We start from the raw sequence: 23,906 nt of genomic DNA, 5'->3' as shown, positions 1-23,906 counted from the left end.
GTCAGGCCCGGCCCGGCGGCGGAACCGCCGGGCCGGGCGGCTCAGTACGGCCACATCGGCGGGTCCGTGCAGAACGCCCCGCCGAGGTTCGCCTGCGCCGGGTCGGCCGGGTCGGCCGGGTCGGCCGGGTCCGGCTCGCCGTGCGCGGCCAGCAGCGCCGGGGCGAACACCTCCGAGTCGTCCTGCGGCGCGTAGCCCAGGGCCCGTGCCGGGGCCAGGTCCCACCACAGCCGGGTGTTCGCCGAGCTGCCGTAGACGACGGTGTGCCCGGTGGTGCCGGCGGTCAGCGCGGCGTGGAAGAGGCGGGCGCCGTCGGCCGGGCTCAGCCAGAGGGACAGCATCCGGACGGTGGTGGGCTCCGCGTAGCACGACCCGATCCGCACCGAGACGGTGGCGATGCCGTGCCGGTCGGCGTAGAGCTGCGCCAGGTCCTCGCCGAAGCACTTGGACAGGCCGTAGAAGGTGTCGGGGCGGTGCGCGGTGGCGGCCGGGACGAGCGGGTCGCCGTCCCCGGGGCGGGGGGTGAAGCCCACCGCGTGGTTGCTGGAGGCGAAGACCACCCGGGGCACGCCGGCCTCCCGGACGGCCTCGTAGAGGTGGTGGACGCCCTGGATGTTGGCGGCGAGGATCTTGTCGAAGGTGGACTCCACGGAGATGCCGGCCAGGTGCAGCACCGCGTCCACCCCCTCCACGGCCTCGCGTACCGCGTCCCGGTCGGCGAGGTCGGCGGTGATGACCCGGGTGCCGTCCGGGGCGTCCTCGACCGGGCGGCAGTCGAACAGCCGCAGGTCGTAGCCGTAGGCGGGGAGCAGGCCGCGCATCAGGGTGCCGACGCCGCCGGCGGCGCCGGTGAGAAGGACGGTGCGGGGGGCGGTGCGCGGGCACCGCCGGGGGCGGTGGTGTCCGTGGCGGGCGGCGCTGGGGTCGTGGGCATGGGCTGGTCCTCCTCGGTCACCGGCGACCAGGCGAGTATATCCGTGATCGCTGTTCATGTATGCGGACAGCTATCTCCGCTTGAAGCGCGCCGTGGTGCGCCGTTGCGCGCTTGACCCGCGCCAGGAGGAGCGCCTAGCGTGGCCGCGTTCATGAATATGGACGTGAATCAAGTGAGCGCACACTGTGCACCGGCTTCGAGACTGTGCACCGGCTTCGAGGGGGACCCCGATGACCCTGCCCGCCCCAGCCCCACTCGCCGACCGCCTCGACGGCCTGCTGTTCTTCCCGGTGACCGCCTTCGGCCCGGACGGCGCCCTGGACCTCGACACCTTCCGCACCCACGTACGGCGCGGGGTGGAGGCCGGCGCGGCGGCGGTGTTCGTCGCCTGCGGCACGGGCGAGTTCCACGCGCTGGCCCCCGAGGAGTTCCGCGCCTGCGTCGCCGCGGCCGTGGCGGAGGCCGCCGGACGGGTGCCCGTGGTGGCCGGCGCCGGCTACGGGACCGCGCTCGCCGTCCAGTACGCGGCGCTCGCCGAGGAGGCCGGCGCCGACGGGCTGCTGGCCATGCCGCCCTACCTCGTCGTCGCCGACCAGGCGGGCCTGCTGCGCCACTACACCGCGCTCGCCGCGGCCACCCCGCTGGACGTCGTGGTCTACCAGCGCGACAACGCCGTCTTCACCCCGGAGACCGTGGTGGCGCTCGCCCGGGTCCCCAACATCGTCGGCCTCAAGGACGGCGTCGGCGACCTCGACCTGATGCAGCGGATCATCAGCGCCGTCCGCACCGAACTGCCCGGTCGCCCCTTCCGCTACTTCAACGGCCTGCCCACCGCCGAGCTCACCGGCCTCGCCTACCGCGGCATCGGCGTCACCCTCTACTCCTCCGCGGTGTTCGCCTTCGCCCCCGAGATCGCCCTCGCCTTCCACCGGGCGCTGGCCGACGGCGACGACGCCACCGTCACGCGGCTGCTCGACGGCTTCTACCGGCCCCTGGTGGACCTGCGCAACAAGGGCCGCGGGTACGCCGTCTCGCTGGTCAAGGCCGGGGTGCGGCTGCGCGGGCTGGACGTGGGCGGGGTCCGGCCGCCGCTGTCGGAGCCGGCGCCCGAGCACGTCGAGGAGCTGGCCGGACTCGTCGAGCGGGGCCTGGCCCTGCTCGACGGGCACTGACGGACGGGCGGGCCGGCCCATGCGCGCCTCCGCCTTCCTCTACCCCTGGGACGTCGTCGGCGACCCCGCGGCGGCCGAGCGGACCGCCGGCCTCGGCGTCCAGCAGGCCACGCTCGCCGCCGCGTACCACTCCACCCGGGCGCTCACCCCCCGCCACCCGAGCCGCCGCGTGGTCACCGCGCGGCACTCCGCCGTCCTCTACCCGGCAGGCGAGGCGCGCTGGGCGGGACGCCGGCTGCGCCCGTACCCGGCCGGCGACTGGACCGGCGGCGAGGAGGACGCCTTCGGCGCGGCCGCGGACGCGCTCGCGCGGGCCGGCCTGGAGGTCCACTCCTGGGTGGTCCTCGCGCACAACTCCCGCCTGGGCGAGGAGCATCCGGACACCAGCGTGGTCAACGCCTACGGCGACCGCTACCCGTGGGCGCCGTGCGTCGCCCACCCGGAGGTGCGGCGCTACCTCGTCGACCTGGCCGCCGAGGCCGCCGTCCGGCCCGGGGCGGCCGGCACCGAGCTGGAGTCGCTGGGCTGGTACGGGCTCGCCCACCTGCACGCCCACGACAAGATCGGCGGGGTGCCGCTCGGCGACGCCGCCCAGTACCTGATGTCGCTGTGCTTCTGCCCGCACTGCCGCACCGGCTACGACCGGGCCGGCGTCGACCCCGAGCAGTTGGCCGCCGCCGTCCGGGAGGCGCTGGCCGGGGCCTGGTCCGAGGGCAGTGACGCGTACGGTCACGCCGCCGTCGAACGGCTGCTCGGCGCCGAACGGGCCGCCGCCGTACTGGAGTTCCGCGCCGCTACGGCCGGGTCGCTGCAGGCCGCGGCGGCCGCCGCGGTCCGGGCCGCCGCGCCGCCCGGCTTCCGGGTGCTGATGCACGCCGATCCGGCGCCGCACCGCTGCGGCGCCAACGCGGGCGTCGACCCGGCGCGCGTCCTCGGCCACGTCGACGGGCTCGTCCTGCCCTGCACCGGCGGCCCGCGGGCCCGTACCGCCGTCCTCGGACCGGTCGCCGCGCACCGCCGTCCCGGCACCGTGCTCGCGGCGAACCTCACCGTCGTCTCGGGCATGGGCGGCAGCCCGGGCACCCTCGCCGCCGACGCCGCGCATGCCCGTTCCCTCGGCGCGACCGAACTGCGCCTCTACCACGCCGGGTTGGCCTCCGACCCGGACCTCGCGGCGGTGCGCGCCGGACTGGCGGAGGTGGCGGCGCCGGAATAGCCCCGGCGGCCTCCGTGCGGGGCGTCCCGCCTGACGTTCACCTGAACGCGGCCGGCTGACAGGGGCGTTGGGCGGAAGCACGGTGACGCACGGCGGCCGCGTCGCGGCGTGGTGCCCGGGGCGCGGCGATCATGGGGGTACCGCCGCGCCCCGGGAGCTCGGCCCGCCGGGTGCCGACGGGGAAGTCCGTGCACCCCCAAGTCGCCGCCGAGGCACAGGAGGTTGCCGTGGCGATCCGAGTATTTCCACCGGATGTCAGGAGGCCGTTCCCGTCCTGTCCCGTGCCGTTCCGCCCGGTGTCGTGCCGTTCCGTCCGTTCCCGTCCCGCCCTGTGCCGGGCACCGCCGTCCCGCCGCCCGCGCGCGGAGGCGCGCGCCCGCACTCAAGCGGGTGCGTGGCGGACCCGGGTGCACGCGGCCGCGGCTCAGAAGTGGCCGGTCAGCGGCGGCAGGGCCGCCGTGCCGACGGCACCGGAGGCGTCCACCGTCCAGCGGTCGGCGGTGGTGTCGCGGGTGCCCCGCGGGTGGTTGAACTGCGCGCCGAAGGTGTACGTGCCCGGGGGGAGGACCCGCCCGGTGAGCGTCCAGCGGTACAGCAGGCTGCCGTCCGGCTGCGCCGAGACCACCGCCGGGAGGCCCCCCGGTATGTCGGTGAAGGAGTTGGTCGAGGTCACCGGACCCGAGCCGGCCGATATCCGGATCTCCACGGTGAACGAGGCCAACTGCTCCGCCGTGGTGAGGCGGACGTCGCTCCCGGCCCAATAAGGGTTGCTGTTCGGGTCCATGCCGCCTGAGGCCCGGACCGGTCCGGCCGCCGCCACCGACGGGGACGCGCCGTCCGCACCCGGGGTCGCCCCGGCCGGGGAGGCGGGGGAGGCGGGGAGCCCGCAGCCGTCCGGCTGTGCCGCCCGCCCGGCTCGGCGGCCGAACTGCCGCCGGGCTCGGCGGTCCGGCCCTCCGCGCCGCCCGTCGCACGGGTACGGGACGGTGGCGCGGAGATGCTCGGCTCCGGGGAGCGGCCGGCCGGCGGCCGCAGCGGCGCGGGGCCTGGGTGGTGGCGGTCGGCCGGTCCGAGCCGCTGGAGACCGCGCCCACCGCGAGGCCGCCGAGCCCTATCGCGCCCGCCACCGCGGCGGCCACCACGCCCACCCGCATCCAGGGCGCCGCGGGCTCGGCCTCCGGCGCGGCGATCGCCCGCTCCACCCGGGCCAGCATCCGTTCGCGGTCGGGCCGGTGCGCGTCTGCCGCGGCGCGCAGCCGCTCCGGCAGTTCGGCCATCACACTCCCCGTCCCGTGTGCGTGCGCGGTCGTGCCCCGGGACTCCCGCCCTCAAGTATCCTCGTCCGCTTCGCCGCCCCCGTGACCGCCCCCGGCGCGGAACCGCTCCCGCCGGCGGTCCGGCGTCCCCCCTCGGCCCCCGCGGCGTCCTCGGACCGCGCCGCACCGCCCGCCGCGAGCCCGCTGACCAGCCCGTCCTCCAGCCCGGCCGGGGGTCCGCCCACCGGACCCGCGGTAGCCGAGGTGTCGGCCCCCGCGTCCGCCCGGCCGACGCTCCCCGGGGACAGCGCTCCGCCCGCCGGCGGCGGCGCGCCCCCGTCGCCCGGGCCCGTCCCGCCGTCCGGCGGCCGTACCGCGCCCGCCGCCGTCAGCGCGCCCGCCGCCCCGCCCGGCCGGCCGGGCGCGGACCCGGGCCCGGCGGCGTTCCCGCGACCGGCCGCGGCGGGGCCGTCCGGCGCCAGCAGCCGCTCCAACTCGGCCACCCCGCGCGAGGTCTGGCTCTTCACGGTGCCGACGGAGACGCCGAGCGCCGCGGCCGTGTCCTTCTCCGACAGGTCGAAGGCGTGGCGCAGCACCACGCACGCCCGCTTGCGGAAGGGCAGCCGCTGGAGCGCCTCGCGCAGGTCCAGCACCGCCGGCACGTCCGGTTCCTCGACGCGCTCGGTGCGCTGGGAGAAGAACAGTGCCACCCGGCGCCGTTCGCGGACCGCGCTGCGGATGCGGGACCGGGCCAGGTTCGCCACCACCCCGCGGGCGTACGCGACCGGGTTGTCGGCCGCCCGCACCCGGTCCCAGTGCCGCCAGACCGCCACCAGCGCGTCCGCCGCAAGGTCGTCGGCCGCGTCCTGCTCGCCGGTCAGCAGGTGGGCGAGGCGGGCGAGTTCGGCGTAGTGGCGCTCGAAGAACGCGTGGAAGGCCGCGGAGTCCCCGGCGCCGGCCTCGACGGACGTGCCCACGCCCCACCCTCTTCCTGCCTGCCCGGACCTCCCCGCCACGGCGCTGCGCGAGCGTAGCAGCGCGGTCACTCTGTGGGCAGAGTTCAGGAACCGGTAAAATTCCCTGTCCTGATCCGGACTTCCACCCGGGTGGTGAGCGGCAGGTCGAAGGGGCCCGAGGCGGTTTCCGGACAGCCTTCGAGGTAGGCCCGGATACGCGCCGACTCCTCGGCCAGCGCGGCCGGTTCGAGGGTCAGCTGGTGCGAGTGGGTGCCGATGACGGCCAGCAGCGAGTCGACGGTGTGCCGCACCCGGTGGGTGAACAGCTCCACCTCCAGCCGGCCCAGCAGCGGATGCGCGCCGACGCCGGGGCCGTCCCCCCAGGACACGGTCGAGACCTCCGCCGGCGACACGGCGACCAGGCCGCGCACCCACTCCACCCGGTCGTCGTCGGCGTTCCACAGCCCGGCGACCACGCCGCCCGGCCGCAGTACCCGGGTGATCTCGGGCAGCGCGCGGTCCTGGTCGAACCAGTGGAACGCCTGGCCGACGACCACCGCGTCCACCGAGGCGTCCGGCAGCGGTATCCGCTCCGCGTCACCCTGACGTGTCGTCACATCCGGGTACAGGCGGCGCAGTTCGGCGATCATCTCGGCGTCCGGCTCCACGGCCGTGACGCGGTGGCCGAGCGCCGCGACCACGGCGGTGAGCTTGCCGGTGCCCGCTCCGAGGTCGAGGACGTCCAACGCGCCCTTTGCCGTGCGCCCTTCGCCGCCGGGCCGGGTGGCGGCGGCCCGCTCCAGGGCCCACCGCACCGCCTCGCGCGGGTAGCCGGGGCGGTGCTCGGCGTAGGCGCGGGCGGCGGCGCCGAAGGAGGAGCGGCGGCGCTCGATCAGGTCCTTGTGGCTGTCACGCTGGCTGTTCGGCATGCCGCTGACCCTAACCGCGACACCCTTTACGGGGACGTGGCTTGCCGGTGGGCGGGGGTCGGCGGGCGGGGGTCACAGCCGCCGGGTGGCCAGCAGCAGCCGGTCGCGCGCGTCGAAGAGGGTGTCCTTGATCGTCTCCTCGTGGCCCTGGGTGAGCCGGGCCACCGGAACCGAGCAACTGACCGCGTCCCGGGCCGGCGTGCGGTACGGGATCGCCACGCCGAAGCAGCGCAGGCCGAGGGTGTTCTCCTCCCGGTCCACCGCGTAGCCCTGCTCGCGGATGCGGCCCAGCTCCTCGATCAGCTTCTCGCGGTCGGTGTGCGTGTGCTCGGTCAGCGGCTCCAGCGTCTCCGGCAGCATCGTGCGCACCTGCTCGTCGGTGTACGTGGCCAGCAGCGCCTTGCCCAGCGACGTGGAGTGCGCCGGCAGCCGCCGGCCGACCCGGGTGAAGGGCCGCAGGTAGTGCTGCGACTGGCGGGTGGCGAGGTAGACCACGCTGGCGCCGTCCAGCCGTGCCAGGTGGATCGTTTCGCTGGTCTCGTCCGCGAGCCGGTCCAGCGCCGGCCGGGCGGCGGCCACCACCTCGTCGCCGTCGATGTAGGAGGTGCCCACCAGCAGGGCGCGCACGCCGATGCCGTAGCGGGTGCCCGTGGCGTCCGTCTCCACCCAGCCCAGCTCCACCAGGGTGCGCAGCAGCATGTACAGGCTGGACTTGGGGTAGCCGACCGCCTCCTGGACGGCGGCGAGGCTGTGCATGCCGGGGCGGCTCGCGAAGAACTCCAGCAGCTCCACCGTGCGGACCGCGGACTTGACCTGCGAACCCTGCGAACCCTGCGAACCCGGGCCCTGTGAACCCTGTGGACCGGCTCCCTCGGCAGCCATCGCGTCAGACCCCTCTTGTTCGGCCGGGAGGCGCGGAAGTAGGCTCCCGACGTGATTCACATGTGAAGACGCTGTTCAGTATAGAGAACACGAACGCAGCGCGAACGCCGTCGTCCGAGGCCGCGCGCGGTACCGAGAACGTGGAGGTTCATCCGGTGGCAGTACCAGTCTGGAGCGTCGACCCCCGAACCGGGAAGCAGCGCGGACAGGCCGCCGTCGAGGCCGGAACCGCCGAGGTGGACGCCGCCGTGCGCGCCGCCGCGGGGGCGCTGCCCGCGCTGGCCGACCGCGGCTCCCGGGCCCGGCTGCTGCGGGAGTCCGCCCGGCTGCTGGAGGAGCACGCCGACGAGGTGGTCGCCGCGGCGGACGCCGAGACCGCCCTCGGCTCCCCCCGCCTCACCGGCGAACTCGCCCGCACCGCCTTCCAGTTGCGCACCTTCGCCGACGAGGTGGAGGACGGCGGCTTCCTCGACGTCGTCATCGACCACGCCGACCCGGCGGCCACGCCGATCCCGCGCCCCGACCTGCGCCGCTACAAGGTCCCGCTGGGCGTGGTCGCCGTCTACGCGGCGAGCAACTTCCCGCTGGCCTTCTCGGTGCCCGGCGGCGACACCGCCAGCGCGCTGGCCGCCGGCTGCCCGGTGGTCGTCAAGGCCCACCCGGACCATCCGGCCACCTCCGAGCTGTGCGCCGGGCTGCTGCGGCGGGCCGCCGAGACCGCCGGACTGCCGGCCGGCACGGTCGGCCTCGTGCACGGCTTCGACGCCGGGCTCGACCTGGTCCGCCACCCGCTGGTGGCCGCGGCCGGCTTCACCGGCTCGGTCCGCGGCGGCCGCGCGCTGTACGACGCGGCGGCCGCCCGCCCCCACCCGATCCCCTTCCACGGCGAGCTCGGCAGCGTCAACCCGGTCGTCGTCACCGCCGCCGCCGCGGCCGAACGGGCCGAGCAGATCGGCACCGGGCTGGCCGGGTCGTTCACCCTGGGCACCGGGCAGTTCTGCACCAAGCCCGGCCTGGTGCTGGTCCCGGCAGGCCCCGACGGAGACCGGCTGGTGGCCGCGGTGACCGGCGCGGCCGGGCAGGCGCCGGCCGGCGTGCTGCTCGACACCCGGATGCGCGACGCCTTCCTCAAGGGCGCCGCCGAACGGTCCGCGCTGCCCGGCGTGGACACCCCGCTCGCCCCCGACGCCGGCGACGGCCTCACCGTCCGGCCCGGCTACGTCACCGCCTCGGCGGCCGAGCTGGCGGCGCCCGGCGCCCTCGACCCGCTGCTGGAGGAGTGCTTCGGCCCGCTGACGGTGATCGTCCGGTACGACGGCGCCGCCGAACTGGCCGCCGTCCTCGACCGGGTGCCCGGCAGCCTGACCGCCACCGCGCACCTCGGCGAGCGGGAGGCCGCGGCGCCCGGCGGCAGCGCGGCGGGGCTGCTGGCCCGGCTGGCCGGACTGGCCGGACGGGTCCTCGTCAACGGATGGCCCACCGGCGTCGCCGTCACCGGCGCCCAGCACCACGGCGGCCCCTACCCGGCGACCACCTCCACCTCCACCTCGGTCGGCGCCACCGCCGTCGAACGCTGGCTGCGCCCGGTCGCCTACCAGGACACGCCCCCGGCGCTGCTGCCGGCCGAGCTGCGCGACGACAACCCGCTCGGCCTGCCCCGCCGCGTCGACGGCGTGCGCGGATAGCCCCCGGCCGCCGGTACCGGCCGGCCGTACGGCGCCCGGCGGGCGTGCCGTACGACCGGTCAGGTCCGGCGGCGGGGCGCGGTCACGTACCGGTGGCCCAGCCGGTGGCGGCGACCACCTCGCGCGCGATGTCGACGACCGTCCTGCCGTCGGTGGCCACGCGCACGGTGTCCGCGGGCGCCCGCTCGTCCAGGAGCCGGGCCTTCCGTCGGCTGTTCGCCACCTCCTGCTCCAGCCCCGACCCGCGTTCGCGGGCTGCCGGCCGCTCCCCGGCGGTGGCGTCGGAGGCGGTGAGCAGGACCCGGACGATCCGCACGCCGGCGCCCATCGCGCGCTCGAACATCGCGGTGGCCTCGGGCAGCACGCTGACGGTGTCGGTGCAGACGAGGAACCGGTAGCCGAGCTGGGCGTAGTTCCCCCACACCGACGTCAGGTTGCGCTCCGTGATCCGCGAGCGGTCGGGGTCCCCCGCCGGCGCGGGATGCGCCTGCCCCATGAAGTCGCCCCCGATCACCGCGTGGTGGACGGACGCCGCGCGCAGACACGTCGAAACCTCCCACGCCACCGTCGACTTGCCGACGCCGGCCCGGCCGCCGATGAGCAACGCCTCCGCACGGTCCATGCCGGCAGCGTGCCAGTCCGCGGCCGCTCCGGGCGTCCGGAAAACCGGGGCCCGGCCCGGCGGCCGGACCCCGGGGTGTCAGCCGCGCAGGGCGGCCAGCAGGGTGGGGACGTGGCTGCGGTCGGGGTCCTTCACCGCCGTGACGAGGGTGACCGGGCCCCGCTCGGCCAGCTGCCGCAGCCGCCGGGCCGCCGCGGCGGGGGCGGCCTCGGCCAGCTCCTCGCGGTAGCGGCGGGCGAACTCGTCGTACCGGTCCGGGTCGGCGTGCAGGAAGCGGCGCAGCTCGTCGGAGGGCGTGAGCTCCTTGGGCCACTCGTCCACCGCCGCCCGCTCCTTCGACACCCCGCGCGGCCACAGCCGGTCGACCAGCACCCGCGTGCCGTCCCCAGGCTCCACGTCGTCGTACACCCGACGCACCCGGAAACCGCCGTGCCCCGCCGCCACCGCGCCCTCCTCACTCGGGGCCCTGGACGGCCCGCACCCCACCAGCCTGCCCCGCTTCCGGCGGGCCCGCCTGCTCCGCCGCGCCGGGGCCGGCCACCACCGCCACCCGCCGGGCCGCCGCCCCCGGGCCGCGCAGGCCGAGCGTGGTCACCGCCGCGGACAGGGCCAGCAGCGCCGCGCCCGCCACCGCGCTCAGCCGCATCCCGGTCAGGAACCCGGCGTGCTCGCCCAGCAGCGTCCCGAAGACCGCGACGCTCAGCGCGCCGGCCACCTGGCGGCAGGCGTTGAGCACGCCCGCCGCCATCCCGGCCCGCTCACCCGGCACCGAGGCCATCACCGCCGCCGTCAGCGCCGGAACCGCGAGGCCCGTGCCCAGCGCGAACGGCACCGCCGCCAGCGCCACCACCGGCAGCGGGGTGTGCGAGCCCACCGGCAGCAGCACCAGCGTCCCGGCCGCGGCCACCGCCTGGCCGAGGAGCAGCGGCACCCTCGGCCCGTAGCGGTTCGTGAGCCGGCCGGACACCAGGTTCACCGTCGAGATGAGCACCGTCATGGGCACGAACAGCACCCCGGCGTGCAGCGGCGACTGCCCCCGCACCTGCTGGAAGAACAGGCTGAGGACGAAGAGCATGCCGTAGAACGCGAAGCTCAGCGCGGCGCCGGCCAGTACGGACGCCGACACCGCCGGCTGCCGGAACAGCCCCAGCGGCACCACCGGGTGCGGCCGGCGGGCCTCCACCACCAGGAACACCGCGAACGCGGCCGCCGCCACCGCTCCCGCCGCCACCCCGGCCCGGCCGCCCTGCACCACCGCGTACGCCACCCCGGCCAGCGCCACCACGGCGGTGGTCTGGCCCGGCAGGTCCAGCGGCGTCCGGCGGCGCGCCGACCGGCCGGTCCGGCGGGCCAGCACCACGGCCAGGGCGCCCGCCGGCAGGTTGACGAAGAACACCGCCCGCCAGCCCCAGATCGTGGTCAGCGCCCCGCCGGCCACCGGCCCCAGCGCCAGCGCCGTCGACCCGCCCACCGCCCACTGCGAGATGGCCCGCGCCTGCCGGGCCCGGTCGGGGAACGCCTGGCGGACCAGGGCCAGCGAGGAGGGCAGCACCACCGCCGCCGCGGCGCCCTGGAGCACCCGGGCGGCCACCAGCACCGTCAGGTCGGGGGCGAGGCCGCACGCGGCGGAGGCCGCCGTGAAGACGACGGCCCCGCCGCGGAACGCCGGGCCCGCGCCCACCCGGTCCGCCAGCGCCCCGGTGGAGAGCATCAGCGCGGCCAGCGCGAGGGTGTAGCCGTCGACGACCCACTGGAGCGCGGACATCCCGCCGTGCAGCCCGTGCCCCATCGCCGGCAGCGCGACGTTCACCACGGAGGAGTCCAGCGCGACGAGGAAGGAGCCGAGGAGGGCCGCGACGAGGGTGACGGTCGGGCTCCCGCCCGCCGGCCGCTGTCCGGGACCGTCGAGCCGGCTCGGCTCCGCTGCCGTACTCGTGCGGGTGGGGCGGTCCGGGAGTTCGGGGCGGCTTCGCCGGCCTGGACGGCCTGGACGCTCCGGACGGCCTGGACGGTCCGGGCTCGGTGAGTCCCCCTCGGGCGTGGGGACATGAGGCCTGCTCAGGCCGCGGTCGGTGGTCATGCACCCCAGGGTGGGGCGGGCAGGTCGCGTAGAGTAGCGGCCAGAATGCCATGCTCCCGGAGGTTCTGGCCATGACGCCGTCCGCACCGCCGCTCACGCCCTTCACGCCCTCCGCGCCGCTCATGCCGTCCGCACCGCCCCCGCCCGGTCCGCCGCCCCGGCCTTCTCCGACGCGCTCGCGTCCGCCGCGCCGCCGGCCCCGTTCACCTGCCAGCGCCCGCACCGGGTGGCCGTCGTCGTCGCGCCGCCCGTCTCGATGTTCAACCTGGCCCTGCCGGAGATGCTGCTGGACAAGGTCCGGGTGGACGGCAGGCCCGGCTACTCCGTGGAGCTGTGCGCCCCCGACCCCGGGGTACTGCCCACCACCGGGTCGGCCGAGGTGGTGCTGCGGTCCGGGCTGGAGGCGGTCGAGCACGCCGACACCGTCATCGTGGCCGGGAACGGCCCCGACCATCCGTCCGACCCGAGGGTGCTGGACGCGCTGCGGACGGCGGCCCGGGCCGGCAAGCGGGTGGCGTCCATCTGCACCGGCGCCTTCGTCCTCGCCGAGGCCGGGCTCCTCGACGGCCGCCAGGCCACCATCTACTGGGCCTGGACGGAGGAGCTCGCCGCCCGCTACCCGGCGGTGCGGCTCCAGCCCGACGTGCTCTTCGTCCAGGACGGCACCCTGCTGACCTCCTCCGGGTACGCCGCCGGCATCGACCTGTGCCTGCACCTGGTACGCACCGACTACGGCGCCGCCGTCGCCAACACGGTGGCCCGGCTCGCCCTGGTCGCCCCCGTCCGGCCCGGCGGCCAGGCGCAGTTCACCGACACCCCGCTGCCGCCGGAGACCGGCACCGCCCTGACCGCGACCCGCGCCTGGACGATGACCCGGCTGGACCAGCCGCTCACCCTCGGCGACCTCGCCCGGCACGCCTCGGTCAGCGTCCGCACCCTCACCCGCCGCTTCCACGCCGAGACCGGCCTCAGCCCGCTCCAGTGGCTGCTCCACCAGCGGGTGGAGCGGGCCCGCGAGCTGCTGGAGACCACCACGCTCCCCGTCGACCAGGTGGCCCGCGCCAGCGGCCTGGGCACCGCCGACTCCCTGCGCCAGCACCTGCTGCGCCGGGTCGGGCTGACCCCCTCCGGCTACCGTGCCACGTTCTCCCGCCTCCCCGTCGACTGACGCCCTCCGTACGCGACTACCCCGGCCGGGTGAAACCGCCGACCGGGTGAAACCACCTGCCGGGTGATCCGACCTGCCGGCTGACGGCTCCGCGCCGTGGCACGGGCCCGCCGCGGTGACACCTGACCGAATCGGGGCACTCGCCGCGTTGTACCGTCAACCGCCTCGCGGTCCACCGGACGTGTGGCGCGTCACGTCTCGGCATCGCGGGCAACCGCGCGCCGCGGCCTCGCGTCTGAGGGCGTGAACAGGGGCGACGTGCCCCGATAAGGCAGGTCGTCGCGGTGTTCTCCCGGCTTCCGCCTAAGATGATCATCCGTACCCGTTCGGGGGAGATTGTGGGGAAGAGCCGCGTGGTCAGGTCACCGCGTCGTATGGCCGCAGCGGCGACCGCGGCAGTGATCGCGGTCCTCGTGCTGGCCACCGCCGTGGTGGTGGGCGTCCGCTCGCTGCCGGGCCGTGGCGGCTCCGGCGCCGAGGCCGCCCGGGTGGCCGTGCCGGCGGGCCGCGCCACCGCGACCCGGGCCGGCGCCGAGCTGCGCAGCACCGTCGGCGCGCTGCGCAGCGGGGCGTGGGAGGCCGCGATGTCCGGCGGCGGGCCGTCGTTCACCGACCGCACGCTGCGCATGGTGGTGCACCCCAGCATCGGCGGCGCCGGCCTGCGCATCCGCCTGACCGACCGCTACGGCCGCTCCGACCTGCGGGTCGGCTCGGTCTACGTCGCCGAGCAGGAGGCGGGCGCGCGGCCCTATCCGGGCACCCGGCACCAGGTCCTCTTCGGCGGCGCGGCGTCCACCGTGGTCACCGCGGGCACCGACAAGATCAGCGACGTGGTGCCGATGGCGGTGGAGGCCGGCCGCGACCTCCTCGTCAGCTTCTACCTGCCGGGCACCACCGGCCCGTCCATGTACCACCGCGAGTCCTACCAGACGTCGTACCTGTCCACCGACCGGCGCGACCACGCCGCGGACCTCGGCGGCGGGGCGTTCTCCGAGACCACCACCTCCTGGTACTACCTCTCCGGCCTCGACGTGCAGTCGCAGACCGCGGACGGCACCGTGGTGGCCTTCGGCGACTCGATCACCGACGGCTACCACTCGACGCTCGACGCCAACCGCCGCTGGCCCGACGAGCTGGCCCGGCGGCTGGCCGCGCAGCCCGGCGGGCCGCGGCTCGGCGTCGTGGACGCCGGCCTCGCCGGCAACCGCCTGCTCACCCAGGCGCCGCAGGTCTACCGCGGCCCGGCCGGCACCGACCGCTTCGCCCACGACGTGCTGGACCAGCCCGGCGTCCGCGACGCCATCGTCCTCGAAGGCGTCAACGACCTCTCGAACGACGTCAACGCCTCCGGCGGCCCGCTCACCGCCGCCGACCTGGAGAACGGCTACCGCACGCTGATCGCCGAGGCCCACCGGGCCGGGGTGCGCGTGATCGGCGCCACGATCCTGCCGTACAGCAAGCTGAGCCCGGCGATGGAGGCGGTCCGGGAGGAGGCCAACGCCTGGATCCGCACGAGCGGTGCCTTCGACGCCGTCGCCGACTTCGACGCGGCGGTACGCGATCCCGCGAACCCCTCGGCGATGCTGCCCGCCGACGACTCCGGCGACCACCTCCACCCGGACGACGCCGGAATGCGCGCCATGGCCGCCGCGATCGACCTCGCCACGCTGACCTCCTGAGCTTCTGAGCTCCTGACCTTTCCGGTCCCTCCCGTGCGTCCGTACGGTCCCCCGGGGCGGCCCGGGGGCGGGTCGTAGGGTGGGCCCATGGGCGAGGTGTGGCGGGTGGCGGGGCGGGTACTGGTCGGCCCGGAGGAGGTGCGGCCCGAGGCGTGGATCGTCGGCGGCCGCCTCACCTACGAACGGCCTGGCGGCGAGGTCGCCGGCACCGTGCGCGGCTGGGTGCTGCCGGGGCTCGTGGACGCCCACTGCCATGTGGGACTGGACGCCCACGGCGCCGTCGACGCCGCCACCGCCGAGAAGCAGGCCGCCACCGAACGCGAGGCGGGGGCGCTGCTGCTGCGCGACGCCGGCTCGCCCGGCGACACCCGGTGGATCGACGACCGCGCCGACCTGCCCCGGATCATCCGGGCCGGCCGCCACATCGCCCGCCCCCGCCGGTACATCCGCAACTACGCCCACGAGATCGAGCCGGCCGACCTGACCGCCCACGTCCGGCGCGAGGCCCGCCGCGGCGACGGCTGGGTGAAGCTCGTGGGCGACTGGATCGACCGCGAGGCCGGCGACCTGTCCCCGCTGTGGCCGGCCGGCGTCCTCGCCGAGGCGATCGCGGCGGCCCACGAGGAGGGCGCGCGGGTCACCGCGCACTGCTTCGCCGAGGACTCCCTGGCCGACCTCGTCACCGCCGGCATCGACTGCGTGGAGCACGCCACCGGCCTGACCGCCGAGACGGTCCCGCTCCTCGCCGGGCACGGCGTCGCCATCGTGCCCACCCTCGTCAACATCGCGACCTTCCCCCGACTCGCCGACGGCGGTGCCGCGAAGTTCCCGCGCTGGGCCGACCACATGCGCCGGCTGCACGCCCGCCGCTACGCCACCGTGCGGGACGCCTACGACGCCGGGATCGCCGTCTACGCCGGCACCGACGCGGGCGGCGGGCTCGCCCACGGGCTGATCGCCACCGAGGTGGCCGAGCTGGTGCGGGCCGGTCTGCCCCGCACCGCCGCGCTCTCCGCCGCCACCTGGGAGGCCCGCGCCTGGCTGGGCCGCCCCGGGCTGACCGAGGGCGCCCCGGCCGACCTCGTCGTCTACGCGGAGGACCCGCGCGCCGACGTGCGGGTCCTCGCCGACCCGCGGCACGTGGTGCTGCGCGGCGCCGTCCTGAGCTGACTCCGGTCGGCGCCCGGTCGGTGACCAGTCGGATGCCGGTGGGCGCCCGGTTGACGCGCGGTCGGGGGCCGGTTGACGGCGGCCGGGCGGCGGGCTGACGCCGGCGTCAGCGTGGCGCGGACCTCGTGCCCCCGTGGGGGTGAAGGCGGCGGGCCGACGGCGGGAACAGCCGTGCCAGCAAGCGGACAAGATTCGAAGAAACGGGCGGAAACCACCCTTACGGGTGAACTAGCGTCGTGTAGCGCCCAATTCACCCTCAGTGCGTAAACATTGGCCGGGTCGATGTCCCCGGCGGGCTGTCCCCAACCAGCGCGCGCCGAGGGGCTGCCATCCCACTCCGGGGAGTTTCCCAACCGTGTACCGCACCATCAGATTCCGCCTGCCCGCACGCCGTCCCGCAGCTGTCGCCGGGGCTGCCGTGGCCCTCGCCGCGGGGGCGCTGGCGCTGGCGCCGGCCGTGCAGGCGGCACCCGCGACCGCCCCCGCCCCCTCGCACACCGCTGGCGCGTCCACCGCCGTGGTGCTGCGCGCCGGGCTCGACGTGTCGCTGCTGCACCAGTCCGTCGACGTCCCCGTCGACGTGTCCCTGAACGACGTCAAGGCGCCCGCCACCTCCAGGGAGACGGCCCTGGCGCTGAACGTCGGCCACGGGGTGGAGGGCGGCCGCCGGATCGGCCTGCTGCGGGCCAGGGCGGCCACCGCCGAGGCCACCGCCGACCGGGAGGGTGCCGAGGGCCACGCGGAGGCTGCCTCCGCCGAGGTCCACCTGCCGGGCCTGCCGCTGCTGTCCCTGGTGAAGGTGGACGCGGTCTCCTCCGACGCCGTCTGCCGGGTCGGCCACCGTCCCACCGCCTCCTCGCACGTGGTCGGCGTGACCGTCCTCGGCCGGCGGATCGCCGTCGACGCCGTGGACGGCACCAGGGTCGCCGTACCGGGCGTCGGCGTGGTGGACCTGGCTCTGACCACCACGTCCACCACCTCGCACACCGCCGCGGCGACCGCGCTCCACCTGAAGGTGGCCGTCAACCCGCTGAACCTGGGCGTGGCCAAGGTGCGCGGCGACGTCACCCTCGTCCAGGCCACCTGCGCCACCCCGGGCGGCGGCTCGGGCGGTTCCGGCGGCTCGGGCGGCTCCACGTCCGGCTCCACCGCGGGCTCGTCCAACGGCGGTGCCACGGAGGGAAGTTCGTCCTCGGGTTCGACGTCCGGTTCGACCTCGGGCTCCACCTCGGGCTCCACCGCCGGTTCGACCTCGGGTTCGACGTCGGGCTCCACTTCCGGCGGCACCGCCGGTTCGACGTCCGGTTCCACCTCGGGTTCCACCTCCGGCGGCACCGCCGGATCGACCTCGGGCTCCACGTCGGGTTCGACGGCCGGCTCCAACGGCGGCGCCGGTACGTCCGGTACGTCCGGCGCCACCGCCTCGGGCGGTTCGACGAGCGGCACCGGCGGCACGGCCGCGCGGCCCGTCAGCGACGGCAGCGGCACCGGCCACCTCGCCGAGACCGGCTCCTCCTCCTCGACCCCGTACATCGCGGCCGGGGCGGTGGCGCTCGTCGCGGCGGGCACCCTGGCGTTCCTGCTCGCCGGCCGGCGGCGCCGGAACGCGACGGCGGACGACGGCGAGATGTGACCGCCGTACCGCGGTAGCGACGCCGGGGGCGGCACCGGTCACGGTGCCGCCCCCGGCGGCCTCACCGGGAACGGGCCGGGCCCCCAACCGGCCTTCCGGATCAGGGCCCCGGCAGGCCCCGACAGGCCCTCAGCCGCCTCTCAGCCGTCTCTCAGCGGCCCGGGTGCGAGATGAGCGCGGTCGCCAGCGCGTTGAGGAAGCCGTCCACGGTCCGCCGGTCCCGCACCGTGATCCGCAGCCACTGCGGGCCCAGCCCCGGGAAGGTGTCGCCGCGCCGTACCGCGTAGCCCATTCCGCGCAGTTGCTCGCGCACCAGGTCCGCCTCCGGCAGCCGCACCAGCACGAACGGGCCGGCCGGCGCCGTCACCGGCAGCTCCGCCCCCCGCACCGCGCGCAGCCGGCTCACCAGGTAGGCGCGGTCCGCGGCCGTGTACAGCGCCGCCTCCGCCGCCTCGGCCAGCGCCCCCGGGCTCACGCACGCCTCCGCCGCGGTCAGCGCCGGCGCCGACACCGCCCACAACGGCTGCGCCTCGGCCAGCGGCGCCAGCAGCTCCGCCGCGCCCAGCAGGTAGCCCACCCGCAGTCCGGCCAGCCCCCACATCTTCGTCAGGCTCCGCACCACCAGCAGGCCCGGCACGTCCCGCACCCCGGCCAGCGACTCCCGCTCGCCCGGTACGGAGTCCATGAACGCCTCGTCCACCACCAGCACCCGGCCCGGCCGGGCCAGTGCCAGCAGGGACGCGGCGGCGTGCAGTACGGACGTGGGGTTCACCGGGTTGCCCAGCACCACCAGGTCGGCGTCGTCCGGGACCGCCGACGGGTCGAGCCGGAAGCCGTCGGCCGCCGACAGCATCACCCGCTCCACCTCGTGCCCGGCCGCCCGCAGCGCCGACTCGGGCTCGGTGAACTGCGGGTGCACCACCACCGCCCGGCGCGGCCGCAGCGCCCGCGCGAGCAGGACGAACGCCTCGGCGGCGCCCGCGGTCAGCAGTACCTCGCTGTCCGGGCGGCCGTGCCGGGCGGCCACCGCGTGCCGCGCCGCCCGCCCGTCGGGGTAGGAGGAGAGGCCGACCAGCGAGGCGGCGATCCGCTCGGCCAGCCAGGGCGGCGGGGTGCCCGCGCGCACGTTCACGGCGAGGTCGACCATGCCGGCGCCGACCTCCGCGTCGCCGTGGTGGCGCAGGTCGTAGCCGCCGGCGCCGGAGGGGGCCTCGGTGAGGGCGCCGGAACGCCCCCAGTCCTGGTCGCCGTAACGGGCGTGCCGGGCGTGGCCACCGCCGGGGACCGCGAACCCGGCGGCTCCGGAGGGTTCGGAGGGTTCGGCCGGGGCGGGCGGCGGCGCCGCGGGAGGGCCGGTGCGGGCGGGGCGGCGCCGCCGCGGGGTAGGCCTGGGCGGGGTAGGCGGGCGCGGGCGAGGCCGAGGTGGGGTAGGCCGGCGCGGGGGAGGGGTCGGAGCGCCGGGGCGGGGCGTGAAGACGGACTCGGCGGGGTCGGTCCGGTGCGCGGACGGGTTGCCGGCGGCGAAGACGTCCGGGCCGCCGAAGACGGAGCCGCGCGGGTCCTCGGGGGTGGAGCTCTGCGGGGCGCCGGAACGGGCCGGCCCGCGCAGGCCGCTCTGGCCCGCCGGCGCCGGGGCAGGCTCGGCTTGGCGGGGTCGTCCGGCCGGGAGAGCGCGCCCGGCCCGGCCGGGAGCGTGCCACCCGGCTGTCCGGCCGCGGCGCCGGTGGCGCGGGGCCCGACCGGCGGGAGGGAACGGGCGGCGGAGCCCGGACGGGCGCCCGGGGGGCCGTAGCCGTCGTCCTGGCCGGCGCCGAACCCACCGCGCTCGCCGTCGAATCCGTCCTCGTGCACGTCCACGTCCTGTTCTCTCTGGAGTTCCGGCCCGCACCGGGCGAGAGCCACCGTAACGTGCGCCGACTTCCGCTTCGGCACGACGAGTCCCCCGCCGGGCCCGGCCGCGGTGAGCGCCGCCGCCTCGGCCACCGACGGCGTGCCGGTCGCCGCCCGCACCGCCTCCGAGGGGGTGGGCACCGGCACCGCCGCCAGCACGGCGGACGGGAAGTCCCGCAGCGGTACGCCGAGTTCGCGGGCGGCCCCGGCGACACCCCCGTGCCCGGCCCGCCCGTCGACGGTGGCCAGCACGGTCACCCGCCCGCCGGGGACCTCGGCGAGGGCCGACCGCACCAGCTCCAGGACCTCCGCGGCACCCGCCCCGCCCGCCGCGCCCACGCCCGCCGCCAGCCGCACGGTCACCGCCACCCGGCGCACTCCTGGACGAACCTCCGCGCGATCGAGGGCTCGGCGGCCCAGTGCGTGTGCAGGTAGGAGGCGTGCACCCGGCCCGTCGCGAACCCCTCGACCCGCCGCTCGGGCCGTACGAACCCCCACGCCGGAGCCGGCCCGGCGCCCGGCTCCACCGACGTGCGGTGGAACTCGTGGCCGCGCGTCCGGGTGCCCGCGGCGGCCAGCACGCTGTCGCCGACGGCCACCGCCTCCCGGTAGCCCAGGGTGAGCCGCTCACCCATGCGGGCGGTGGCCGGCAGCACCCCGCACATCGGGTGGCCGTCCAACTCCCGTACCAGGTAGAGCAGTCCGGCGCACTCGGCGGCGACCGGCCCGGCGAACGCGGCGACCCGCCGGCGCAGCGCCGCGTTCGCGGACAGTTCCGGCCCGTACACCTCGGGGAAGCCGCCGCCGATCACCACGCCCCGGGTGCCCTCGGGCAGCTCCTCGTCCAGCAGCGGGTCGAACGCGACCACGTCCGCGCCCGCCGCCGCGAGGAGTTCGGCGTGCTCGGCGTAGGAGAAGGTGAACGCGGCGCCGCCGGCCACCGCGACGACCGGCCGGGAACCGGCCGCCCCGTCGCCGGCCCGCCTCCCGCGTGGGCCTCCGGGTCCACCGGCGCGAGCTCCGCCGCCGCGTCCCAGGGGCGGCCGGGCAGCGGCGGGGCGCTACGGGCCAGGGCGAGCAGCGCCGGCAGGTCGCACTCCGCGCGCACCTTCGCGGCCACGGCGTCCACCCACGCCAGCGCCTCCGCGCGCCGCTCGGCGGCCGGCACCAGCCCGAGGTGGCGGGCCGGCACCGCGAGTACGCCGTCGCGGCGCAGCGCCCCCAGCACGGGCACCCCGACCTCCTCCAGCGCGGCCCGCAGGATCTCCTCGTGCCGCGCCGAGCCGACCTTGTTGAGCACCACCCCGCCCAGCCGCACCCCGGGCTCGAAGGAGGCGAAGCCGTGCACCAGCGCCGCCACCGAACGGGCCTGCGCGGAGGCGTCCACCACCAGCACCACGGGCGCCGAGAGCAGCTTCGCCACGTGGGCGGTGGAGGCCAGTTCGCCGTGGCCGGAGGCGCCGTCGAACAGGCCCATCACGCCCTCGACGACGGCCACGTCGCAGCCCGCCGCGCCGTGCAGGAAGAGCGGGACGATCCGCTCCGGGCCGCACAGGTACGCGTCCAGGTTGCGGCCCGGGCGGCCGGTGGCGAGCGCGTGGTAGCCGGGGTCGATGTAGTCCGGGCCCACCTTGTGCGGGGAGACCGACAGGCCCAGGCCGGCCAGCGCCGCCATCAGCCCGGTGGCCACCGTCGTCTTGCCGCTGCGCGAGGCGGGCGCCGCCACGACCAGGCGCGGCACCCGCCCGGTCACCACTCGATCCCCCGCTGGCCCTTCTGTCCGGCGTCCATCGGGTGCTTGACCTTCGTCATGTCCGTCACCAGGTCCGCCGCGTCCAGCAGCGCCCGCGGTGCGTTGCGCCCGGTGATCACCACGTGCTGGTCGCCGGGCCGCGCCCGCAGCGCCTCGACCACCTCGTCCACCGGCACCCAGCCCCAGTGCATCGGGTACGCGAACTCGTCCAGCACGTACAGCCGGTAGGTCTGCGCGGCCAGGTCCCGCTTGACCTGCTCCCAGCCCTCGCGGGCCGCCTCCTCGTTGGACGACGGGTCGCGCTGCACCCACGACCAGCCCTCGCCCATCTTGTGCCAGGCCACGGTGCCGCCCTCGCCGGAGTCGCCCAGCACCCGCAGCGCCCGCTCCTCGCCCACCTTCCACTTGGCGGACTTGACGAACTGGAAGACCCCGACCGGCCAGCCCTGGTTCCAGGCCCGCAGCGCCAGCCCGAAGGCCGCCGTCGACTTGCCCTTGCCGGTGCCGGTGTGCACCAGCAGCAGCGGACGGTTGCGACGCTGACGGGTCGTCAGGCCGTCGTCCGGTACGACACTCGGTTTCCCCTGCGGCATCAGGCTGCCCTCCGTACGTCCTTGACCAGTGCCGACACCGTGTCGGCCCGCAACTCCCCGAGGGTCACCGCGACCCCCGCAACTCCCGCGCCAGCGTGCCCGCCAGGCCCAGCCGCACCGGCCCCGCCTCGCAGTCCACGACCACCGAGGCGGTGCCCTCGGCGGCCAGCAGCCGGGCCGCCCGGGCCGCCCGCTCCAGCGGCTCCGGGCCGCCGGTCGCCCGGCCGTCGGTGACCACCACCAGCAGCGGGCGGCGCGCCGGGTCGCGCAGCCGCTCCACCCGCAGCACCTCGCGGGCCCGCAGCAGCCCGGCCGCCAGCGGGGTGCGGCCGCCGGTCGGCAGCGCCGCCAGGCGGCTCGCGCCGGCGTCCACCGACGAGGTCGGCGGCAGCGCCAGCTCCGCCCCGGCGCCCCGGAAGGTGACCAGGCCGACCTTGTCGCGGCGCTGGTAGGCGTCGAGCAGCAGCGACAGCACCGCGCCCTTGACCGCCGCCATCCGGCGCCGCGCGGCCATCGACCCGGAGGCGTCCACGACGAAGAGCACGAGGTTGCCCTCGCGCCCCTCCCGTACCGCCTGCCGCAGGTCCGAGCGGCGCACCAGCAGCCCGGGCCCGCGGCGCCCGCGCGCCCGCTGGTGCGGGGCGGCGGCGCGGACCGTGGCGGACAGGTGCACCGCGTCCAGCCGGCCGTGCGGCACCTGGGCGCCGGTGGTGCGGCCCTGCGCGGTGCGCGCCCGCGACCTGCGGCCGGCAGCGCCCTCGCCGAGACCCGGCACGGTCAGCGCCCGGGTGCGGAACGGCTCGCCGGCCGCGGCCGGCGGCTGCTCGGCGGCGCCACGCGGCACCGGCACGCCGGCGCCCTCGGGCTCCCCGGCGTCCGGGGTGCCGGCCGGGCCGCGGACCCGTCCGCCGGGGAGCGGCCGGGCCGGCCTCGGGCGCGGGCCGCGGCTGCGGGGGCAGGCCGCCGCCGGGCCGCCGTCCGGACCGCCGCCGTCGGGCCCGCCGTCCTCGGGGCCTTCGGGGCCTTCAGGGCCGCCGTCCGTCGCCGGGTCGTCTCCGCCATCGCCCGGCTCGGGCTCCGGCTGCCCGGCGGACTCCTCGGCCTCACGCCGGGCCTGCTCCAGCACCTGGTCGAGCAGCTCCTCGTCGAGCCCGGGAGCGTCGAACGGGTTGCGCCGGCGCCGGTGCGGCAGGGCCAGCAGGGCCGCCTGGCGGACGTCCGCCTCGACCACCTCGTCCCGGCCCGCCCACGCGGCCAGCGCCACGGCCGTGCGGGCCGTCACGATGTCCGCGCGCATCCCGTCCACCTCGAAGGCCGCGCAGACCGCGGCGATCTGCCGCAGCGCCGCGTCGCCCAGGAGCACTCCGGCGAGGGCGTCCCGGGCCGTGGTGATCCGCTCCCGCAAGCGCCGCTCGGCCGCCGCCCACCGCCCGGCGAAGGCGGCCGGGTCCGCGTCGAAGGCCATCCGCCGGCGGACCACCTCCACCCGCTCGTCCGTCCGCCGGGACGCCGCCACCTCGACCGTCAGCCCGAACCGGTCCAGCAGCTGCGGCCGCAGCTCTCCCTCCTCCGGGTTCATCGTGCCCACCAGCAGGAACCGCGCCGCGTGCCGCACCGACACGCCCTCGCGCTCCACGTGGCTCGCGCCGGTCGCCGCCGCGTCCAGCAGCACGTCCACCAGGTGGTCGCCCAGCAGGTTGACCTCGTCGACGTAGAGGACGCCGCGGTGCGCCTCCGCGAGCAGGCCCGGGTCGAAGCTCTTCACGCCCTCGGCCAGGGCCCGTTCGATGTCGAGGGCGCCCACCAGGCGGTCCTCGGACGCGCCGACCGGAAGCTCGACCAGCCGCGCGGGGCGCCGTACGCCGCCGGATGCCGCCTCCGGGGCGTCCTCCCGCGCCGCGTCGGGGGAGGCGGGCGGGTGCGGGCCGTCGGGACAGCGCGGGTCAGGGGCGGCCGGGTCGCAGGAGAACCGGCAGCCCGGCACCACCGCCAGGTCCGGCAGCAGCGCCGCCAGCGCCCGCACCGTCGTCGTCTTCGCCGTCCCCTTCTCGCCGCGCACCAGCACGCCGCCGACGGCCGGGGAGACCGCGTTGAGCAGCAGCGCCAGCCGCAGGTCCTCCTGGCCGACGACCGCCGTGAACGGGTAGGGCGCGTCCATCGCGCTGTCCACTCCTGTCACTCCTTCCACTGCCTGAGGTGCCTGAGGTTCCTGGGGACTGTGAGATGCCTGAGCCGACGCCTGGGGTGCCTGAACCGGTGTCGGTGCCCGTCGTGCCTCCTGCGGCTCC

Annotated in this window: 16 protein-coding genes and 4 pseudogenes; 7 read left to right on the top strand and 13 right to left on the bottom strand. The window is 77.1% G+C overall.

Features of this window, described 5'->3' with window-relative positions; translation table 11 throughout:
- Positions 1-41 precede the first annotated feature (41 nt).
- Positions 42-872: pseudogene (locus BS72_RS02105) on the bottom strand (NAD-dependent epimerase/dehydratase family protein); the annotation flags it as partial.
- A 292-nt stretch (positions 873-1,164) separates the two neighbouring features.
- Between BS72_RS02105 and BS72_RS02100 the strand changes: the two are divergent.
- Positions 1,165-2,106 carry a 5-dehydro-4-deoxyglucarate dehydratase gene (locus BS72_RS02100; RefSeq protein WP_037905911.1) on the top strand — a complete coding sequence of 314 codons (942 nt, stop codon included), beginning with the start codon at positions 1,165-1,167 and terminating at the stop codon, positions 2,104-2,106.
- A 19-nt stretch (positions 2,107-2,125) separates the two neighbouring features.
- Positions 2,126-3,322, top strand: a complete 1,197-nt coding sequence (locus tag BS72_RS02095) for a hypothetical protein (RefSeq protein WP_037905910.1) — start codon at positions 2,126-2,128, stop codon at positions 3,320-3,322.
- A 424-nt stretch (positions 3,323-3,746) separates the two neighbouring features.
- On the opposite strand, the gene BS72_RS02090 is transcribed toward BS72_RS02095, so the two are convergent.
- The 4 genes and pseudogenes from BS72_RS02090 to BS72_RS02075 all read right to left on the bottom strand — a co-directional run bounded on the left by BS72_RS02090 (position 3,747) and on the right by BS72_RS02075 (position 7,345).
- On the bottom strand, positions 3,747-4,106 hold the full coding sequence (locus BS72_RS02090; RefSeq protein ID WP_051950548.1) for a hypothetical protein: 360 nt from the start codon (positions 4,104-4,106) through the stop codon (positions 3,747-3,749).
- Between the two features lie 885 nt (positions 4,107-4,991).
- Positions 4,992-5,555: pseudogene (locus BS72_RS02085) on the bottom strand (SigE family RNA polymerase sigma factor); the annotation flags it as partial.
- Positions 5,556-5,638: 83 nt separating this feature from the next.
- Positions 5,639-6,463: a class I SAM-dependent methyltransferase gene (locus tag BS72_RS02080; protein WP_051950547.1), complete on the bottom strand. Its 825-nt coding sequence runs from the start codon at positions 6,461-6,463 to the stop codon at positions 5,639-5,641.
- 72 nt (positions 6,464-6,535) lie between these two features.
- The gene (locus BS72_RS02075) at positions 6,536-7,345 is read right to left on the bottom strand and encodes an IclR family transcriptional regulator (RefSeq protein WP_051950546.1); all 810 of its coding nucleotides are present in this window, start codon (positions 7,343-7,345) and stop codon (positions 6,536-6,538) included.
- 155 nt (positions 7,346-7,500) lie between these two features.
- Here BS72_RS02075 and BS72_RS02070 point away from each other — a divergent pair, with 155 nt between their 5' ends.
- Positions 7,501-9,030, top strand: a complete 1,530-nt coding sequence (locus BS72_RS02070; protein ID WP_037907278.1) for an aldehyde dehydrogenase (NADP(+)) — start codon at positions 7,501-7,503, stop codon at positions 9,028-9,030.
- A gap of 82 nt (positions 9,031-9,112) precedes the next feature.
- Here the strand turns inward: BS72_RS02070 and BS72_RS02065 are convergent, their stop codons facing one another.
- The 3 genes from BS72_RS02065 to BS72_RS02055 form a co-directional block, all read right to left on the bottom strand.
- A complete protein-coding gene (locus BS72_RS02065) occupies positions 9,113-9,652 on the bottom strand; it encodes an AAA family ATPase (RefSeq protein WP_037905906.1) in 540 nt (179 codons plus the stop codon).
- Positions 9,653-9,730: 78 nt separating this feature from the next.
- A complete protein-coding gene (locus BS72_RS02060; protein WP_037905904.1) occupies positions 9,731-10,096 on the bottom strand; it encodes a DUF488 domain-containing protein in 366 nt (121 codons plus the stop codon).
- Between the two features lie 10 nt (positions 10,097-10,106).
- Entirely contained in the window at positions 10,107-11,732 is a 1,626-nt protein-coding gene (locus BS72_RS02055; RefSeq protein ID WP_078900946.1) for an MFS transporter, read from the bottom strand.
- Between the two features lie 256 nt (positions 11,733-11,988).
- Here BS72_RS02055 and BS72_RS02050 point away from each other — a divergent pair, with 256 nt between their 5' ends.
- The 4 genes from BS72_RS02050 to BS72_RS02035 all read left to right on the top strand — a co-directional run bounded on the left by BS72_RS02050 (position 11,989) and on the right by BS72_RS02035 (position 17,382).
- Entirely contained in the window at positions 11,989-12,900 is a 912-nt protein-coding gene (locus BS72_RS02050; protein WP_051950721.1) for a GlxA family transcriptional regulator, read from the top strand.
- Positions 12,901-13,274: 374 nt separating this feature from the next.
- Positions 13,275-14,579 carry an SGNH/GDSL hydrolase family protein gene (locus BS72_RS02045; protein ID WP_037905900.1) on the top strand — a complete coding sequence of 435 codons (1,305 nt, stop codon included), beginning with the start codon at positions 13,275-13,277 and terminating at the stop codon, positions 14,577-14,579.
- Positions 14,580-14,666: 87 nt separating this feature from the next.
- A complete protein-coding gene (locus BS72_RS02040) occupies positions 14,667-15,749 on the top strand; it encodes an amidohydrolase family protein (RefSeq protein WP_037905898.1) in 1,083 nt (360 codons plus the stop codon).
- A 355-nt stretch (positions 15,750-16,104) separates the two neighbouring features.
- Entirely contained in the window at positions 16,105-17,382 is a 1,278-nt protein-coding gene (locus tag BS72_RS02035; RefSeq protein ID WP_232792184.1) for an SCO1860 family LAETG-anchored protein, read from the top strand.
- A gap of 151 nt (positions 17,383-17,533) precedes the next feature.
- Here the strand turns inward: BS72_RS02035 and cobC are convergent, their stop codons facing one another.
- The 5 genes and pseudogenes from cobC to BS72_RS02015 all read right to left on the bottom strand — a co-directional run bounded on the left by cobC (position 17,534) and on the right by BS72_RS02015 (position 23,776).
- The gene (gene cobC / locus BS72_RS02030; protein ID WP_037907272.1) at positions 17,534-18,565 is read right to left on the bottom strand and encodes an Rv2231c family pyridoxal phosphate-dependent protein CobC; all 1,032 of its coding nucleotides are present in this window, start codon (positions 18,563-18,565) and stop codon (positions 17,534-17,536) included.
- Complete coding sequence (locus BS72_RS39070; protein WP_407638933.1) at positions 18,511-19,566, bottom strand: cobalamin biosynthesis protein; 1,056 nt, start codon at positions 19,564-19,566, stop codon at positions 18,511-18,513. The genes cobC and BS72_RS39070 overlap by 55 nt, the downstream gene beginning before the upstream one ends.
- Positions 19,567-19,631: 65 nt before the next feature.
- Positions 19,632-21,028: pseudogene (locus BS72_RS02025) on the bottom strand (cobyrinate a,c-diamide synthase).
- On the bottom strand, positions 21,022-21,618 hold the full coding sequence (gene cobO, locus BS72_RS02020; protein ID WP_037905897.1) for a cob(I)yrinic acid a,c-diamide adenosyltransferase: 597 nt from the start codon (positions 21,616-21,618) through the stop codon (positions 21,022-21,024). Before cobO ends, BS72_RS02025 begins: the two are co-directional and overlap by 7 nt.
- Positions 21,618-23,776, bottom strand: a pseudogene (locus tag BS72_RS02015) (putative cobaltochelatase). The gene cobO and the pseudogene BS72_RS02015 overlap by 1 nt, the downstream one beginning before the upstream one ends.
- Positions 23,777-23,906 lie beyond the last annotated feature (130 nt).

The sequence above is a fragment of the Actinacidiphila yeochonensis CN732 genome (assembly GCF_000745345.1).
Taxonomy (GTDB): domain Bacteria; phylum Actinomycetota; class Actinomycetes; order Streptomycetales; family Streptomycetaceae; genus Actinacidiphila; species Actinacidiphila yeochonensis.
This window is presented reverse-complemented; position numbering and strand designations above follow the sequence as displayed.

Coding starts and splice junctions, on each gene's coding strand:
- BS72_RS02040 (WP_037905898.1), top strand. CDS start 14,667: ATGGGCGAGGTGTGGCGGGTGGCGGGGCGGGTACTGGTCGGCCCGGAG.
- BS72_RS02050 (WP_051950721.1), top strand. CDS start 11,989: ATGTTCAACCTGGCCCTGCCGGAGATGCTGCTGGACAAGGTCCGGGTG.
- BS72_RS02065 (WP_037905906.1), bottom strand. CDS start 9,652: ATGGACCGTGCGGAGGCGTTGCTCATCGGCGGCCGGGCCGGCGTCGGC.
- BS72_RS02075 (WP_051950546.1), bottom strand. CDS start 7,345: ATGGCTGCCGAGGGAGCCGGTCCACAGGGTTCACAGGGCCCGGGTTCG.
- BS72_RS02080 (WP_051950547.1), bottom strand. CDS start 6,463: ATGCCGAACAGCCAGCGTGACAGCCACAAGGACCTGATCGAGCGCCGC.
- BS72_RS02095 (WP_037905910.1), top strand. CDS start 2,126: ATGCGCGCCTCCGCCTTCCTCTACCCCTGGGACGTCGTCGGCGACCCC.
- BS72_RS02090 (WP_051950548.1), bottom strand. CDS start 4,106: ATGGACCCGAACAGCAACCCTTATTGGGCCGGGAGCGACGTCCGCCTC.
- BS72_RS02045 (WP_037905900.1), top strand. CDS start 13,275: ATGGCCGCAGCGGCGACCGCGGCAGTGATCGCGGTCCTCGTGCTGGCC.
- cobO (WP_037905897.1), bottom strand. CDS start 21,618: ATGCCGCAGGGGAAACCGAGTGTCGTACCGGACGACGGCCTGACGACC.
- BS72_RS02100 (WP_037905911.1), top strand. CDS start 1,165: ATGACCCTGCCCGCCCCAGCCCCACTCGCCGACCGCCTCGACGGCCTG.
- BS72_RS02055 (WP_078900946.1), bottom strand. CDS start 11,732: ATGACCACCGACCGCGGCCTGAGCAGGCCTCATGTCCCCACGCCCGAG.